Raw genomic sequence first — 14534 nt, forward strand, 5'->3', positions numbered from 1 at the left:
GAGCACCATGAAGCTGATCCTGACTGCTGAGGTCACCGGTCTCGGTTCCTCCGGCGACACCGTCGAGGTCAAGGGCGGGTACGCCCGCAACTACCTCCTGCCCCGCGGGCTGGCCATGCTGGCCACCCGTGGTGCCGAGAAGCAGGTCAACAGCCTGCGCCGGGCGCGGGCTGCCCGCGACGTGCGTTCGCTCGAGGAGGCCCAGACGGTCGCCGGTCAGCTCTCGAAGCTGACCGTCACACTGCCGGCCCGCTCGGGTGACGGCGGCCGCCTGTTCGGTCGCATCACCACCGCCGACGTCGCCGCTGCGGTCACCGCTGCCGGCGGCCCGGAGCTCGACCGTCGCCGGATCGAGCTGCCCAGCAGCATCAAGAGCCTCGGCACCCACACCGTCACGGTGCGGGTCCACCCGGAGGTCTCCGTCCCGGTCACCCTGGACGTCGTCGCCGGCTGATCGAGGCCGCTTTTCCACAGCACTGCCCACGAGGGGCGTCGGACTCCGGTCCGGCGCCCCTCGTGGCGTTCCCGATGCCCGGTCGACGCCCTCCCGTGTCGACACGGGTGCGGACGCCACCGTGGACGGCAGGTGAACGGCATCGCCGGCGGGTCGGGTGCCCTCGGCGAGCGCATGCGTCCGGGGTGGCCGAGCCGGGCCGTCGGTCGTTACGCGTGTGACCTGCGGGGATCGGCCGACACGCCCGAGCCGCGAGTTCTGCGGGAAGTTGCCGGATTTCTTCCGTCCACACCCCGGGACAGGTCCCGGTGCAGGTGACGAGGGGGTGACGGGGACACGACGTCGGTGGGTCCACCACGGTCTCCACACGGTGACCGCCTCCGTCCACCGACTTGTCCACAAGTTGTGCAGATCGGCGTGCACAGCGGTGTTGGACGCGCCCCCTCCCCGGTTCCTAACGTCACCCCAGCTACCGCCGGGCGCGAACTGTCGGCGCCCGGTGGTAGCTGTTGTGCGAACAGCAGTTCGAGCGACAGCGAGAGCAGGGCGCGCCGCACGCAGACCTCCAGGTCTGGGCGGGCGCGGGACGAGGAGGACATCAGCGTGGCGGTCGTCGAGGACATCAGCAGGCCGAGGGTCACGGCTCCGGAGTACGACCGGCAGCCCCCTCAGGACGTCGCTGCCGAACAGTCGGTGCTCGGCGGCATGCTGATGAGCAAGGACGCGATCGCCGACGTGGTGGAGGTCCTGGCCGGTCCCGACTTCTACCGCCCGGCGCACCAGGTCGTCTTCGACGTCGTCCTCGACCTGTACGGCCGCGGCGAGCCCGCGGACGCGATCACCGTCGCCGCGGAGCTGAACCGCACCGACCAGCTGTCCAAGATGGGCGGTGCGGTCTACCTGCACACGCTCATCGCCTCCACCCCCACCGCGGCGAACGCCGGCTACTACGCGGCGATCGTCGCCGAGCAGGCGGTGCTGCGGCGGCTGGTCGAGGCCGGTACCCGGGTCGTGCAGCTCGGCTACGGCGCCGCCGGTGGCAAGGGCGACGTCGACGACATCGTCGACCGGGCCCAGCAGGAGATCTACGACGTCACCGAGAAGCGGATGAGCGAGGACTACTCGCGCCTCGCCGACGTCCTGCAGCCGACGATGGACGAGCTCGACGCGATCGCCTCCCGGGGTGGCACGGCGCGCGGTGTCCCCACCGGGATCCGCGACCTCGACGAGCTCACCAACGGCCTGCAGTCCGGCCAGATGGTCGTCATCGCCGCCCGACCTGGTGTCGGCAAGAGCACGCTGGGGCTGGACATCGCGCGGTCGGCCACGGTGAAGCACCACATGCCCGCGGCGATCTTCTCCCTCGAGATGAGCAAGCACGAGATCACCATGCGTCTGCTGTCGGCGGAGGCGAAGGTCCCGCTGCACCACATGCGCGCCGGCACGCTGTCGGACGAGGACTGGTCGAAGCTGGCCCGCCGGATGGGCGAGATCGCCGACGCCCCGCTCTACATCGACGACTCACCGAACATGACGATGATGGAGATCCGGGCAAAGGCGCGGCGGCTCAAGCAGCGCAACGACCTCAAGCTCATCGTCATCGACTACCTGCAGCTGATGACCTCGGGCAAGAAGGTCGAGAGCCGTCAGCAGGAGGTCTCGGAGTTCTCCCGTGCACTGAAGCTGCTGGCCAAGGAGCTCGAGCTCCCGGTCATCGCGATGAGCCAGCTGAACCGTGGCTCGGAGCAGCGTCAGGACAAGAAGCCGATGCTCTCCGACCTCCGCGAGTCCGGCTCGATCGAGCAGGACGCCGACATGGTGATGATGATCCACCGCGAGGACATGTACGAGAAGGAGTCCCCGCGGGCCGGCGAGGCCGACATCATGCTGGTCAAGCACCGCAACGGCCCCACCGCGAACGTCACCGTCGCCTTCCAGGGCCACTACTCACGCTTCGTCGACATGGCCAACTGATCCTGTTGCCCGAGCTGGTCGAGCCGACTCCGCGGCGGTACGCCGCGTGGCTCGCCGCGCACCGCGAGTGGGGCGTCGGGGTGCACGAGGACGGCGCCGGCCTGGAGTCCGGGGACGACGTCGACACCCACGAGGGCTTCGGCACCTGGGTCGACCGGCTGCGCGGGGAGTCCGACCCGGCGCTGCCACCCGCCGAGGGGCGGGTGCACTGCACGTACTGGTGGGTCGTCGAGGGGGAGACCGTGCTCGGTGCGATCGCGCTGCGGCACGAGCTGACCGACTTCCTGCTCCGCGCCGGGGGGCACGTCGGGTACGGCATCCGGCCGTCGGCGCGTGGCCGCGGCCTGGCGACGTGGGCGCTGCGCCAGGTGCTGCCCCAGGCCCGCACGCTGGGGCTGGACCGGGTGCTCGTCACCTGCGCAGAGGGCAACGTCGCGTCGGCGGGGGTCATCGAGCGGGTGGGCGGGGTCCTGGAGGACGTCCGGGACACCGAACTGGGCCGCACCCGGCGGTACTGGATCGCGCTCGCTCGCTGAGCGGCGCGTTCACCCGATCAGGGATACGAGACCGTCGCGACTCAACCATCGGCGCCCTGCTGCCGATGCTCCAGGCAACGCTCCGTCCCCGACCTGGAGGTCACCTGTGTTCTCGCTCTTCTCCGGCCTGCTCGCCAAGGCCGTCTCCGCCTCACTGGCCGCCAAGGTGGCCGCCGGCGCAACGGCTGTCGTCGTGGCCGGTGGGGGTGCTGCCGTGACCACCCAGGTGGTCACCGCCGCCGCCGAGCCGACGGTGGCCGAGGTGGGCACCACGGAGCCGACCGGCGCCGACGAGCCCACCGACGTCGCGACGCCGACGTCCGACCCGAGCGCCGAGCCGACCGAGGCTCCCGAGCCGGAGGTCACGGAGCCGACCGACCCGACCACCGAGCCGACGCCGGAGCCGACCGAGGACCCGACCGAGGTGCCCGTCGAGGAGCCCGTCGAGGAGCCCACGACGCCCGAGGTGCCGGCCCCGGCCAACCACGGCGAGGCCGTCTCGTCCGTCGCCCACTCCAGCTTCGAGTCGGGCCGGGAGCACGGCCGGGCCGTCTCCTCGGCAGCACGCAGCAAGGCGGGCAAGGAGCAGCCCGTCACCGAGCCCGTCACCGAGCCCGCGCCCGAGACGGACAGCGTCGAGGTGGCCGAGTCCGCGGAGGTCGCCAGCACCGGCGACGCAGCCGGCAACGGCCAGGGCAACGGCAACGGCCGGGGTGGCCGGGGCTGATCCCGCCTGCGCGCCGGGCGGCGACACGTCGCCCGGCGCGCCCGGCAGGTCCCCGGATCCAGGATCGCGGAACCTACCGTCGGGGCTGGCCGACTCCCGGGGGCTCCACGTGAAACACCGCATCACCGCACTGGCCGCGCTCGCCGTCCTCGGCACCGCCGCCTGCGCCCCGGCCGACGCCCCGGCCACCCCGGCCGCCGACGCCGTCTCCGAGGCCGCCCAGCAGTCCGCCTCCGCCGCCGACGTGCTGGCCACCCTCCCGGTGAAGGGCCGCGCAGCGAAGACCGGGTACGACCGTGACGAGTTCGGCGCCACCTGGGCCGACGTCGACCGCAACGGCTGCGACACCCGCAACGACGTGCTGGCCCGCGACCTCACCGAGGAGCAGTTCCGGCCCGGCACCCAGGACTGCGTGGTGGTCAGCGGCGCCCTCGTCGACCCCTACACCGGCCAGACCATCGCCTTCCAGAAGGGCGACGGCAGCAGCGTCGACATCGACCACGTCGTCGCCCTCAGCAACGGCTGGCAGACCGGCGCCTTCGCGTGGGACGAGGCCCGCCGCACCGCCTTCGCCAACGACCCGCTCAACCTGCTGGCCGTCGACTACTCGGCGAACCGGCAGAAGGGCGACGGCGACGCGGCCACCTGGCTGCCGGCCGACCGCGGGTACCGCTGCGCCTACGTCGCCCGGCAGGTCGCGGTGAAGGCCGGCTACGGGCTGTGGGTCACCCCGGCCGAGCACGACGCCATCGCCCGGGTGCTGGACACCTGCCCCGGCGAACCGGTCCCGACGTCACCCGCGGTGGGCGTTCCCGCGGGAACGCCCACCGCGGTCGAGCCCTTCGCCAACTGCGACGCCGCCCGGGCGGCCGGCGCCGCACCCCTGCACCGCGGTGACCCGGGGTGGTCCGACGCGATGGACGGCGACGGGGACGGCACCGCCTGCGAATGACCCGCCGCCGCACGCCTCAGTCGCGCAGGTTGAGCTGGTCGTGCCGGAGCGCGAAGGCGTCGATCTCCTCCGTCGTCGGCGTGCGCCCACCGGCGTGCAGCTCCAGCAGCCCGGTGAAGTACTCCTCCCGCGGGATGCCCGGGGTGAACAGGATGAGGAAGCGGGCCCCGACGTCCGTGCCCACGGACCGGAACCCGTGCACCCCGGAACGGGGCACGTAGACCAGGTCGCCGGCGTGCGCCGTCGTCCACTCGCCGTTCGCCAGCACCGCCAACGACCCCTCCAGCACGTGGAACGACTCGCTGAACGTGCGGTGCAGGTGCGGCCCGGGACCGCTGCCGCCCGGGGCCATGGTCACCTCGAACAGCCCGAAGTCCCCGCGGGTCTGCGCACCGGTGGCGATGAACCGGGTCCGGCCCGCCGACGGCTGCTCCGCGCGCCGGGAGAAGGTCGCCGGGTCGGGCAGGAGGGTCATGCCGGGCGCAGGACGGCGACCAGGAAGTCGGCGTCCGGTGAGGACGGCCGCAGGTCCCAGGTGGACAGCAGCACGTCCGGGGTCAGCCCGGCGCTCTCGGCGTCGGCCAGGAACTCCTCGAAGGGGTACCCGCGCCCCGCGCCGAAGCCGATCGCCGCCCGGCCGTCCGGGCGCAGGTGGGTCCGGAACCGGCGGAGCACCTCGCCGCGGGTGCTCGGTGCCAGGAAGGCCATCACGTTCCCGGCGCAGACGATCGCGTCGAACGGGTCCGGCAGGTCGAGCTCGGCCAGGTCGCCGACGATCCAGCGGGGCCCGGGGTGGTCGACCTCGGCAGCGGCGATCAGCACCGGGTCGGCGTCCACCCCCACCACCTCGTGCCCGGCGTCGAACAGGACGGCGCCGACCCGCCCGGGACCGCAGCCGGCGTCCAGCACCCGGGCGCCGCGGGGCAGCAGCGCGTCGACCAGCCGAGCCTCCCCGGCCAGGTCCATGCCCTCGGCGGCCAACCGGCGGAACCGCTCGACGTAGGCGGTGGAGTGCGCCGGGTCCGCCTGGGACATCCGGCTCCAGCTGCTCTGTTCGACCATGCGGTCATCATCGCGCGGCATCATGGACGCGTGCGTCGGGAGCCCAGCATCCTGCACCTGGACCTCGACGCCTTCTTCGCCGCCGTCGAGCAGCGGGACAAGCCCTCGCTGCGCGGCCGGCCGGTCGTCGTCGGTGGCACCGGTGGCCGCGGCGTCGTCTCCACCGCGTCCTACGAGGCCCGGGCGTTCGGCGCGCGCAGCGCCATGTCGACCATCGAGGCCCGGCGCCTGTGCCCGGCCGGCACGGCGTTCCTGGGCACCCGCTTCGCGGCCTACAAGCGGACGTCGGAGGTGGTGATGGCGCTGCTGCGCGAGCTGTCCCCGCTGGTCGAGCCGGTGTCCATCGACGAGGCCTACGTCGACCTGGCCGCCGGCGACCACGACCTGTCGGTCCCCGGGGTGACCGCGCTGGCGGCCGACCTCAAGGCCCGGATCGCGGTCGCCACCGGTGGGGTCACCGGATCGGTCGGGATCGGCACCTCCAAGGCGGTGGCGAAGATCGGCTCGGAGCTGGACAAGCCGGACGGGCTGACCGTCGTCCCGCCCGGGCAGGAGCTCGCTGTCCTGCACCCGCTCCCGGTGCGCGCGCTCGGTGGCGTCGGGCCGGCGACCGCCGAGCGGCTGGCCCAGATCGGGGTGAAGACCATCGGTGACCTGCACCGGCTGTCGCTGGTCGACCTGACCAGCCTGGTCGGCCAGGCGCACGGCGCCGGGCTATACCGGCTGGCCCGCGCGGACGACGACCGGCCGGTGATCACCGACCGGGAGGCCAAGTCGGTCAGCGCCGAGGAGACCTTCGCCCGCGACCTGACCGACCCGGCCCGGCTCGCCGCCGAGATCCAGGCGCTGGCGACCCGGGTGGGCAGCCGGCTGCAGCGTTCGGGCACCTCCGGGCGCACCGTGACGCTGAAGGTCCGCCGCTACGACTTCAGCACCCTCACCCGCTCCCAGACCCTGGCCCACGCCGTCGACGACCCGCGGCAGATCGCCGAGATCGCCCACCGGCTGCTCGGCGCCGTCGACCGCAGCGGCGGCCTGCGGCTGCTCGGCGTCGGCGTCTCGGGGCTGTCGCCCTACGCGCAGGGCGACCTGTTCGCCGAGGTCGCCGAGCCGGCCGAGGTGGTGGAGCCGGCCGATGCCGTCGAGCCGGGCGAGCCGGTGGAGCTGCCGGCCGATCCGGCGCCGGGGCCCGCCGTCGTCGTCTGGTACCCGGGGCAGGACGTCGTCCACCCGGAGCTGGGGTCGGGCTGGGTGTGGGGCAGCGGGCTCAACCGGGTGACCGTCCGGTTCGAGGGCCCGCGCACGACGCCCGGGCCGGTGCGCACCCTGGTGGCCGACGACCCGGACCTGCAACCGGCCGATCCGCCGGACTGGACCCCCTGAACGGGTGGCCCCGCCCCTTCGGGGCATGCGCCCGAGCCCATGATCACGACAGACTGCCGACGTGCCCCTGGACCCGGAGAACACCCCTGACGTCGACGTCCTCGTCGACCGGGGGTGCGCGCTCGCCGACCTGGGCGACCACGAGCGGGCGGTCGAGCTCCTCGGGACGGCGGCGGCGCAGGGCGACCCGGTGGCCCTCCGCCACCTGGGCGCCTGCCTGGGCGTGCTCGGGCGCTGGGCGGAGGCTGCGGTGGCGCACCGCCGGGCGGCCGACGCCGGGCAGGACGCCGCCTGGCTCGACCTGGCGCGGGCGCTGCTGCGGCTGGGCTGCTGGTCGGAGGCGGAGGCCGCCGCCCGGACCGCCGTGGACCGCGGGGACGCCGGTGGCTGGGCCGCGCTGAGCGAGGCGTTGCAGGGCCAGGACCGGGCACCGGAGGCCGAGCGGGCGTTCCGCATGGCCGCCGAGCGCGGTGCGCACCCGGCGGCGCTGGAGCTGGCGTACCTGCTGCGGTCCTCCGGCCGGCAGCTGGCGGCCTGGCACTGGGCACAGGCCGCCGCGGACGCCGGCAACCCGGTGGCCCGCGCCACCCTGGCCTGCTGGCGCTGGCAGGAGAGCCGCGACCTCGCGCTGGAGCCCGAGCTGCGGTCCGGCGCCGACCACCACCCGCACACCCGGACCGCCCTGGCCGACCTGCTGCGCAGCACCGGCCGGGTCGAGGAGGCCCGGGTGCTGCTGGAGCGGGGCGCGGCCCGCGGCGAGCTCGCGAGCTGGCTGCCGCTGGGCAACCTCTACCGCGACGAGCTGGACGACGCCGTCGCCGCCGAGGCCGCCTACCGGGCCGGTGTCGAGGGCGGTGACCTGCACGCCCACCACGACCTGGGGGTGCTGCTGCTGGAGACCGGCGACGTCGACACGGCCGTCGAGCACTTCTCCATCGCCGCCGCCGGCGGGGACGAGCTGGCCGCCCGGGTGCTGCGCGAGGTCCTCGCCGAGGAGGGCTGACCTACCAGCGCCCGGCGAAGTGGTGCACCGGCCCGTGCCCCGAGCCGACGCCGAGCGACTCCCCGGCCTGGAGCGCGGCCTGCAGGTAGTCGCGGGCCTCGTCGACCAGCGGCGTCCAGTCCAGCTCGTTCCCGGCCTGCCGTTCACGGGCGGCCAGCGCGGCGAGCGCCGAGGACAGCGTGCAACCGGTGCCGTGGGTGGACGACGTCCGCACCCGGGGGCGCCGGGTCTCCAGCACCCCGGCCGCGGTCGCCAGGACGTCGACGCTCTCCTCCCCGCCCAGGTGCCCGCCCTTGAGCAGCACCGCCGCCGGCCCCAGCGCCAGCAGCGCGCGGGCCTGCGGGGCCAGCTCCTCGACCGTCGTCGCCGGTGCGACGTCCAGCAGGGCCGCGGCCTCGGGCACGTTCGGGGTGAGCAGGTCGGTCACCGGCAGCAGGTCGGTGCGGACGGCGTCGACCGCATCCGCCGAGATCAGCCGGTCGCCGCTGGTCGCCACCATCACCGGGTCGCAGACCACCGGCCCGCCCGGGCGGCCGGCCAGCGCCGCGGCGACCGTCCGCACGACGTCGGCGGTGCCCAGCATGCCGAGCTTGGTGGCGTGCACCGTCACGTCGTCCCACAACGTGGCCAGCTGATCGCCGACGAAGCCGGCCGGCACCTGGTGCACGCCGGTGACGCCGCGGGTGTTCTGCGCGGTCAGCGCGGTGAGCACTGCGGTGCCGTAGACGCCCAGTGCGCTGAAGGTCTTGAGGTCGGCCTGGATGCCGGCGCCGCCGCTGGGGTCGCTGCCGGCGACGGTGAGCGCCACGGCGGCGGTCATCGGGCCACCAGCTCCCCGGCCATCGCGGAGCGCAGGGTCCGGGCGGCGGCCGCCGGGTCGGCGGCGGCGCAGATGTCGGAGACCACGCAGATGCCGTCGACCCCGGTGCCGGCCACGGCTGCCGCCGTGGCGGCGGAGATCCCACCGATGGCCACCGACAGCAGCCCCCCGGCGCGGGCGCGGGCGGCCAGCGCCCGGGTGCCGTCGAGCTCCAGGGCGGCGCCGGCGTCCGGCTTGGTGGGGGTCGACCAGACCGGGCTCAGGCCCACCAGGTCCGCGGTGCCGGCGGGGAGGGCCAGGACGGCGTCCAGCTCGGCGGCGCTGCCGACGGAGACGCCGATCAGGGCGTCCGGGCCCAGCAGCCGGCGGACGTCGGCGGGCGGCAGGTCGTCCTGGCCCACGTGCACGCCGTCGGCCCCGGTGAGCAGGGCGACGTCGACGGCATCGTTCACGAACAGCCGCACGTCCGGGGTCGGCCGGAGCGCGTCCTGCACCGCGCGGGTGAGGGCGAGCAGGTCGCGGCGGCCCGCGGTCTTGTCCCGCACCTGGACGGCGGTCACGCCACCGGAGACGGCCGCGGCGACCACCTCGGGCACCGACCGGGGCGCGCAGAGCAGCGTGTCGGTGACCAGGTAGAGCCGCGGGTCGAAGCCGGCCCTCATGAGGTGCGGACGTCGGCGCGGGCGAGCGCGTCGCCGTCGACCGCGTCGAGCGCGTCCAGCCACAGCGCGGCGAACGTGCCCGGCCCGGCGGCGAGCCCGGCGGCGGCCTCGGCGGCCAGCGCCACGTGGGCGTGGCCGGCGACGACGGCGGTCAGCGGGTCACCGGTGGTCGCGACGTAGGCGGCGACGATGCCACCCAGCGCACAGCCGGCGCCGGTGGTGCGGGTGAGCAGCGGGGACCCGCCCCCCACCCGGACGACCCGGTCCCCGTCGGTCACGACGTCGACCGGGCCGCTGACGGCGACGATGCCGCCGGTCCGCCGGGCCAGCTCCCCGGCCGCCTCGAGCGCGGCCTCCGGGGAGTCGGTGCTCTCCACGCCGCGGCCGCCCTTGCCGGCGCCGGCCAGGGCCAGCACCTCCGAGGCGTTGCCCCGGACGACGGTCGGGCGCAGCTCGACCAGGTCGGCGGCGAGCTCGGTGCGGAAGGTGAGTCCGCCGACGGCCACCGGGTCCAGCACCCACGGGGTGCCCACGTCGGTGGCGGTGCGGGCGGCGAGCCGCATCGCCTCGGCGGTGCGCTGCTGCACCGTGCCCACGTTGACCAGCACTGCCGAGGCGACGGCGGCGAACTCGCCGGCCTCGGCCGGGTCGTCGACCATCGCCGGGGCCGCGCCGATCGCCAGCAGCGCGTTGGCGGTGATCGTCTGCACGACCGTGTTGGTCAGGCAGTGCACCAGGGGTGCGGAGTCGAGCAGCGCCGTGCGGGCGGTGCGCAGGTCGATGACGTCCATCGCGTGACATCCCTTCGCCAGTACCAACTGGAGCAGGTTCGACGGGTGTGCTCTCAGTCCCCAGGTGGGACACCCCGTGTCAGCCCGCGACGCTAACACCGCCCGACCTCACCCGGCGGGGTCAGCTCCTGCCCGCGAACCGGAACGGCACTTGATCATCAGCGTCTGACCTGCGAGTCTCGGCCTCCGGAACCCCCTGGGGAGGTCACGTGGACCCGATCGCGGTGGCCTTCCTCGCCACCGGCGGGGTCGGCGTGCTCGTGCTGCTGCTCGCCCTCGTGCTGGGCGACGTCGGCGACCTCGGGCACGGCGACGCCGACGGGCCCTTCTCGTTGCCGGCGATCGCCGCCTTCGTCGGCGGCATCGGCTTCGGCGGGGCCGCCGTCACCGCGCTGCTGCCGGACCTGACCGGTGGGGTTGCCGTGCTGCTCGCCGTCCTCGGCGGCCTGCTCGTCGCGTTCCCGCTGAGCGCCGGCGCCGTCCGGCTCTCCGCTGCCTTCCGGGACATGCCGACCGAACCGACCCTCACCAGCAGCCGGCTCCTGGGCGCCCAGGGCGTGGTCGTCTCCGGCGTCCCCGCCGGTGGTCTCGGCGAGGTCCGGCTCAGCGTCGCCGGGCAGCAGCTGAAGTACCACGCCCGCAGCGAGGTCCCCCTGCCTGCCGGCACCCCCGTGTACGTCGTCGACACCCCGACCGACACCTCCGTCGAGGTGGTCTCCACCGCACCGGACCGCCCGCTCGACCCGCCTTCCAGCCCCGGAGGAACCACCCCATGACCCTGCTCTACGCCCTCGGCGGCATCGCCGCGCTGGTCGTGCTGCTCGTGCTGCTCGTGCTGAGCCGGATCAAGGTGGCCGGGCCGAACCAGGCCTTCCTGGTCACCGGCCGGCAGGGGCGCTCGGTGACCGACTCCGCGGGCGCGGTCAGCCGGGACATGTCCGGCCAGAAGGTGGTCATGGGCGCCAGCGTCTTCGTGCTGCCCGTGGTGCAGAAGCTGCACTCCATCGACCTGTCCAGCCGGCGGATCCCGGTGGCCATCCGCGGTGCGGTGTCCAAGCAGGGGGTCAAGTGCGACCTGGAGGGCGTGGCCATCGTCAAGGTCGGCGGCAACGAGGGCGCCATCCGGGCTGCCGCCCAGCGCTTCCTGGCCCAGCAGGAGGGCATCGACACCTTCACCTCCGAGGTGCTCGCGGGTGCCCTCCGGTCGATCGTCGGTCGGCTGACCATCGAGGAGATCATCCGCGACCGGGCCGCCTTCGCCTCGGCGGTCGCCGAGGAGGCGGAGTCCTCGCTCACCGGGCAGGGGCTCGTGCTGGACACCTTCCAGCTCCAGGACATCCAGGCCGAGGGCACGTACCTCGCCGACCTCGGTCGCCCGGAGGCCGCCCGGGTGCTCAAGGAGGCGAGCATCGCCGAGGCGCGCGCCCGCCAGGCAGCCCAGCAGGAGCAGCTGCTGGCTGACGAGGCGATCGCCATCTCCCAGCGCCAGCTCGCACTGAAGCAGGCCGAGATCACCGCCGAGACCGATGCCGCCACCGCGCGGGCCGCCGCCGCCGGGCCGCTGGCCCAGGCCGCCCAGGACCAGGAGGTGCTGGCCGCCCAGGAGAAGGTCGCCGAGCGGACGGCGATGCTGACCCAGGCGCAGCTGGACACCCAGGTCCGCCGACCGGCCGACGCCGAGCGGTACCGGGTGGAGCAGGAGGCCGAGGGGCGCAAGAACTCCGCCATCCTCACCGCCGAGGCCCAGCGCCAGGCCACCATCGCCGGCGCCCAGGCCGCGGCCGAGCAGGCGCGGCTCTCCGGTGAGGGCGAGCGGGCGCGGCGTTCGGCCCTCGCCGATGCCGAGGCCATCGAGGGTGCCAAGCGCGGTGAGGCCGAGAAGCTCCGGCGGCAGGCCGTCGCCGACGCCGTCGAGCGCGAGGGCGCCGCTGATGCGGCGGCGATCCTGGCCCGCGGGCAGGCCGAGGCCGCTGCGATGGACGCCCGCTCGGACGCCTTCGCCAACTACGGCGAGGCAGCGATCCTGGAGATGCTGGTCAAGGTGCTGCCCGAGGTGGTCTCCGCGGCGTCCGCCCCGCTGGCCGGGGTGGACAAGATGACCGTGATCTCCGCCGACGGCGCCGGTTCGCTCGGCCGGTCGGTGGCCGCCAACGTCGCCCAGGGCCTGCAGCTGTCCGGTGACCTCACCGGACTGGACGTCGGTGCACTGCTGAGGCGGCTGGGCAGCGGAGCTGCGGACAGCGTCGGCGACGCCGCGCCGGTCACCCGGGTGCCACTCGACGGCAACGGCGCGGAGCCGACCCGGCACTGATCATCGCCCCCGGGCCGCTGAGCTGCGGGTTCTGTCGTACCTCGGTCGTAGCGTCGCGTCATGGGTGCAGTCATGACGGTGCAGGACGGTTCGGTGCAGCTGTCGGTCGAGGAGCTGGCGCGAGAGATCCGGTCGGGGGCGGTGCGGCTGGCGGCGGCGACCGCTACCTGGCTTCGACTGGTGGCGGAGTTCGACGCCCGGGAGGGCTGGGGCGAGGTCGGCGTCACGAGCTGCGCGCACTGGCTGGCCTGGCAGTGCGGGATGAGCCCCGGTGCCGCGCGGGAGCACGTGCGGGTCGCCCGGGCGCTGGGCTCGCTGCCGGTGACGGCGGATGCGTTCGCCACGGGGCGGTTGTCCTACTCGAAGGTCCGGGCGATCACCCGGGTCGCTGACGCCGGCACCGAGATCGAGCTGGTGGAGCTGGCGCGGCACGCCACGGCGTCCCAGGTGGAGCGGGTGGTGCGGGCCTGGCGTCGCTCGGACGCCGTGGACGAGGAGCTGGTCGCGGAGAAGCGGTCCTTCCAGTGGCACTGGGACGGCGACGGGATGCTCGTGCTGCAGGTCCGGATGGACGGGGAAGCCGGTGCTGCGCTGCTGGCGTCGGTCGAGTCGCTGGCCGAGCGCGCCGCCCGTCGGGAACGCGCCGCCGCGACCCGGGAGGCTGCCGCCGCCGCCGCGGCCGGCACCGACTGCCCGTCGGACCCCGAGACGTTCCCGCGGGAACGGATGAGCGCGCGGCGCTGCCGGGCGCTGGCCCAGCTGGCCGAGGTCGCCGCCGACACCGGACGACGGGCGGGCGACCCGCCGCGCCGGGAGGTGGTGGTGCACGTGGACGCCGACGTCCTGGCCGACGACGCCGCCCGGTGCGGCGGATGGCGTGCGAGGCGGCGCTGACGGTGATCGTGGAGCGGAACGGTCAGCCGCTCGCGCTCGGCCGGCGTCGGCGGCTGGCCACCGTGACGCAGCGGCGGGCGCTGCTGGCCCGGGACGGCGGCTGTGCCCGGCCGGGCTGCACCGAGACCCGGATCGAACGGCTGCACGCCCACCACCTCACCCCGTGGCGGCTGGGTGGCCGCACCGACGTGTCGGCGATGGTGCTGCTCTGCGACGTGGACCACGGCCTGGTGCACGACGAGGGTCTGGTGCTGGACCGCCGGGGTCGGGAGCTCGTCGCCCACGACCGGCACGGCCGACGGATCTGGGGCCCGGCCGACGAGGCCTTCGCGGCCGGCCTGCCCGCGAAGGAGGCCACGTCGGCGCGGCCGCTGCTGACCCTGGTGCCGGACGCCGCACTGCCCGATGCCTGGCCGGCCGGTGGTGAACGGATGGATCTCGGGCACGTGGTCTGGGCGCTGTTGGCCCACCGCGATCACCTGCGGCGGGCGGCGTCCTGACCGCTTGCGACGATGCACCGGTGACCGATGCACCCGCCCTGCGCGAGGCCGCCTTCGCCGAGCTGACCCCCGCCGAGCTCTACGGGATCCTGCGGCTCCGGGTCGACGTCTTCGTCGTGGAGCAGGCCTGCCCGTACCCCGAGCTGGACGGCCGGGACGCCGAGCCGACCACCGTGCACCTCTGGCACCAGGCGGACGACGGCACCGTGCTGTCCACCATCCGGGTGCTGCACAACGGTGCGGACCGGGCCATCGGCCGGGTCGCCACCGCGGAGGGCGCCCGGGGTCGGGGCCTGTCGGCCCAGCTCGTCGCCCGCGGCATCGAGCTGTGCGAGGGCCGGCGCATCGACATCGGCGCGCAGGCGTACCTGGAGTCCTGGTACGAGCGGTTCGGGTTCCGCCGCTCGGGACCGGACTACGTGGAGGACGGCATCCCGCACCTGCCGATGCAGCTGGCCGGCTGAC

16 protein-coding genes, 1 pseudogene and 1 riboswitch are annotated in these 14534 nt (G+C 74.8%); of the genes and pseudogenes, 12 read left to right on the top strand and 5 right to left on the bottom strand.

Annotated elements, in window-relative coordinates; all coding sequences use genetic code 11:
• Positions 1 to 7 precede the first annotated feature (7 nt).
• The 5 genes from rplI (at position 8) to O2V61_RS10400 (ending at position 4643) form a co-directional block, all read left to right on the top strand.
• The gene (gene rplI / locus O2V61_RS10380; RefSeq protein WP_269183232.1) at positions 8 to 454 is read left to right on the top strand and encodes a 50S ribosomal protein L9; all 447 of its coding nucleotides are present in this window, start codon (positions 8 to 10) and stop codon (positions 452 to 454) included.
• Between the two features lie 603 nt (positions 455 to 1057).
• A complete protein-coding gene (dnaB, locus tag O2V61_RS10385; protein ID WP_269183233.1) occupies positions 1058 to 2428 on the top strand; it encodes a replicative DNA helicase in 1371 nt (456 codons plus the stop codon).
• 5 nt (positions 2429 to 2433) lie between these two features.
• Positions 2434 to 2964, top strand: a complete 531-nt coding sequence (locus O2V61_RS10390) for a GNAT family N-acetyltransferase (RefSeq protein WP_269183234.1) — start codon at positions 2434 to 2436, stop codon at positions 2962 to 2964.
• Between the two features lie 106 nt (positions 2965 to 3070).
• Positions 3071 to 3691: a hypothetical protein gene (locus tag O2V61_RS10395; protein ID WP_269183235.1), complete on the top strand. Its 621-nt coding sequence runs from the start codon at positions 3071 to 3073 to the stop codon at positions 3689 to 3691.
• Between the two features lie 109 nt (positions 3692 to 3800).
• Positions 3801 to 4643: a GmrSD restriction endonuclease domain-containing protein gene (locus O2V61_RS10400; protein ID WP_269183236.1), complete on the top strand. Its 843-nt coding sequence runs from the start codon at positions 3801 to 3803 to the stop codon at positions 4641 to 4643.
• A 16-nt stretch (positions 4644 to 4659) separates the two neighbouring features.
• Here the strand turns inward: O2V61_RS10400 and O2V61_RS10405 are convergent, their stop codons facing one another.
• Both O2V61_RS10405 and O2V61_RS10410 read right to left on the bottom strand, forming a co-directional pair.
• Positions 4660 to 5118 (bottom strand): cupin domain-containing protein, encoded by a 459-nt coding sequence (locus tag O2V61_RS10405; RefSeq protein ID WP_269183237.1) that lies wholly within the window; start codon positions 5116 to 5118, stop codon positions 4660 to 4662.
• On the bottom strand, positions 5115 to 5705 hold the full coding sequence (locus O2V61_RS10410) for a class I SAM-dependent methyltransferase (protein ID WP_269183238.1): 591 nt from the start codon (positions 5703 to 5705) through the stop codon (positions 5115 to 5117). Before O2V61_RS10410 ends, O2V61_RS10405 begins: the two co-directional genes overlap by 4 nt.
• Positions 5706 to 5735: 30 nt before the next feature.
• Between O2V61_RS10410 and O2V61_RS10415 the strand changes: the two genes are divergently transcribed.
• Together O2V61_RS10415 and O2V61_RS10420 are read left to right on the top strand one after the other, a co-directional pair.
• Positions 5736 to 7088, top strand: a complete 1353-nt coding sequence (locus O2V61_RS10415) for a DNA polymerase IV (protein ID WP_269183239.1) — start codon at positions 5736 to 5738, stop codon at positions 7086 to 7088.
• 61 nt (positions 7089 to 7149) lie between these two features.
• Positions 7150 to 8091 (top strand): tetratricopeptide repeat protein, encoded by a 942-nt coding sequence (locus O2V61_RS10420; RefSeq protein ID WP_269183240.1) that lies wholly within the window; start codon positions 7150 to 7152, stop codon positions 8089 to 8091.
• Position 8092: 1 nt separating this feature from the next.
• On the opposite strand, the gene thiD is transcribed toward O2V61_RS10420, so the two are convergent.
• The 3 genes from thiD to thiM form a co-directional block, all read right to left on the bottom strand.
• Entirely contained in the window at positions 8093 to 8911 is an 819-nt protein-coding gene (gene thiD, locus O2V61_RS10425; RefSeq protein ID WP_269183241.1) for a bifunctional hydroxymethylpyrimidine kinase/phosphomethylpyrimidine kinase, read from the bottom strand.
• The gene (gene thiE, locus O2V61_RS10430; RefSeq protein WP_269183242.1) at positions 8908 to 9573 is read right to left on the bottom strand and encodes a thiamine phosphate synthase; all 666 of its coding nucleotides are present in this window, start codon (positions 9571 to 9573) and stop codon (positions 8908 to 8910) included. The genes thiD and thiE overlap by 4 nt, the downstream gene beginning before the upstream one ends.
• A complete protein-coding gene (gene thiM / locus O2V61_RS10435) occupies positions 9570 to 10364 on the bottom strand; it encodes a hydroxyethylthiazole kinase (RefSeq protein WP_269183243.1) in 795 nt (264 codons plus the stop codon). Before thiM ends, thiE begins: the two co-directional genes overlap by 4 nt.
• A riboswitch (TPP riboswitch) is annotated at positions 10357 to 10451 on the bottom strand. It overlaps the preceding gene by 8 nt.
• 122 nt (positions 10452 to 10573) lie before the next feature.
• Between thiM and O2V61_RS10440 the strand changes: the two genes are divergently transcribed.
• From O2V61_RS10440 to O2V61_RS10460, 5 genes and pseudogenes are all read left to right on the top strand, one after another.
• Positions 10574 to 11140, top strand: coding sequence for a hypothetical protein (locus O2V61_RS10440; RefSeq protein WP_269183244.1), 567 nt, complete (start codon positions 10574 to 10576; stop codon positions 11138 to 11140).
• The gene (locus tag O2V61_RS10445) at positions 11137 to 12675 is read left to right on the top strand and encodes a flotillin family protein (RefSeq protein ID WP_269183245.1); all 1539 of its coding nucleotides are present in this window, start codon (positions 11137 to 11139) and stop codon (positions 12673 to 12675) included. The genes O2V61_RS10440 and O2V61_RS10445 overlap by 4 nt, the downstream gene beginning before the upstream one ends.
• Positions 12676 to 12747: 72 nt before the next feature.
• A pseudogene (locus tag O2V61_RS10450) lies at positions 12748 to 13604 on the top strand (DUF222 domain-containing protein); the annotation flags it as partial.
• A gap of 27 nt (positions 13605 to 13631) precedes the next feature.
• Complete coding sequence (locus tag O2V61_RS10455) at positions 13632 to 14069, top strand: HNH endonuclease signature motif containing protein (protein WP_269184261.1); 438 nt, start codon at positions 13632 to 13634, stop codon at positions 14067 to 14069.
• Positions 14070 to 14089: 20 nt separating this feature from the next.
• Entirely contained in the window at positions 14090 to 14533 is a 444-nt protein-coding gene (locus tag O2V61_RS10460) for a GNAT family N-acetyltransferase (RefSeq protein ID WP_269183246.1), read from the top strand.
• The last annotated feature ends 1 nt before the right edge of the window (position 14534 follow it).

This window comes from Modestobacter sp. VKM Ac-2985 (genome assembly GCF_026967925.1).
Taxonomy (GTDB): domain Bacteria; phylum Actinomycetota; class Actinomycetes; order Mycobacteriales; family Geodermatophilaceae; genus Modestobacter.

Excerpts from the sequence above, each read along its gene's own strand:
- rplI (WP_269183232.1), top strand. The coding sequence starts at position 8 with ATGAAGCTGATCCTGACTGCTGAGGTCACCGGTCTCGGTTCCTCCGGC.
- O2V61_RS10405 (WP_269183237.1), bottom strand. The coding sequence starts at position 5,118 with ATGACCCTCCTGCCCGACCCGGCGACCTTCTCCCGGCGCGCGGAGCAG.
- O2V61_RS10410 (WP_269183238.1), bottom strand. The coding sequence starts at position 5,705 with ATGGTCGAACAGAGCAGCTGGAGCCGGATGTCCCAGGCGGACCCGGCG.
- thiD (WP_269183241.1), bottom strand. The coding sequence starts at position 8,911 with ATGACCGCCGCCGTGGCGCTCACCGTCGCCGGCAGCGACCCCAGCGGC.
- thiE (WP_269183242.1), bottom strand. The coding sequence starts at position 9,573 with ATGAGGGCCGGCTTCGACCCGCGGCTCTACCTGGTCACCGACACGCTG.
- thiM (WP_269183243.1), bottom strand. The coding sequence starts at position 10,364 with ATGGACGTCATCGACCTGCGCACCGCCCGCACGGCGCTGCTCGACTCC.
- O2V61_RS10445 (WP_269183245.1), top strand. The coding sequence starts at position 11,137 with ATGACCCTGCTCTACGCCCTCGGCGGCATCGCCGCGCTGGTCGTGCTG.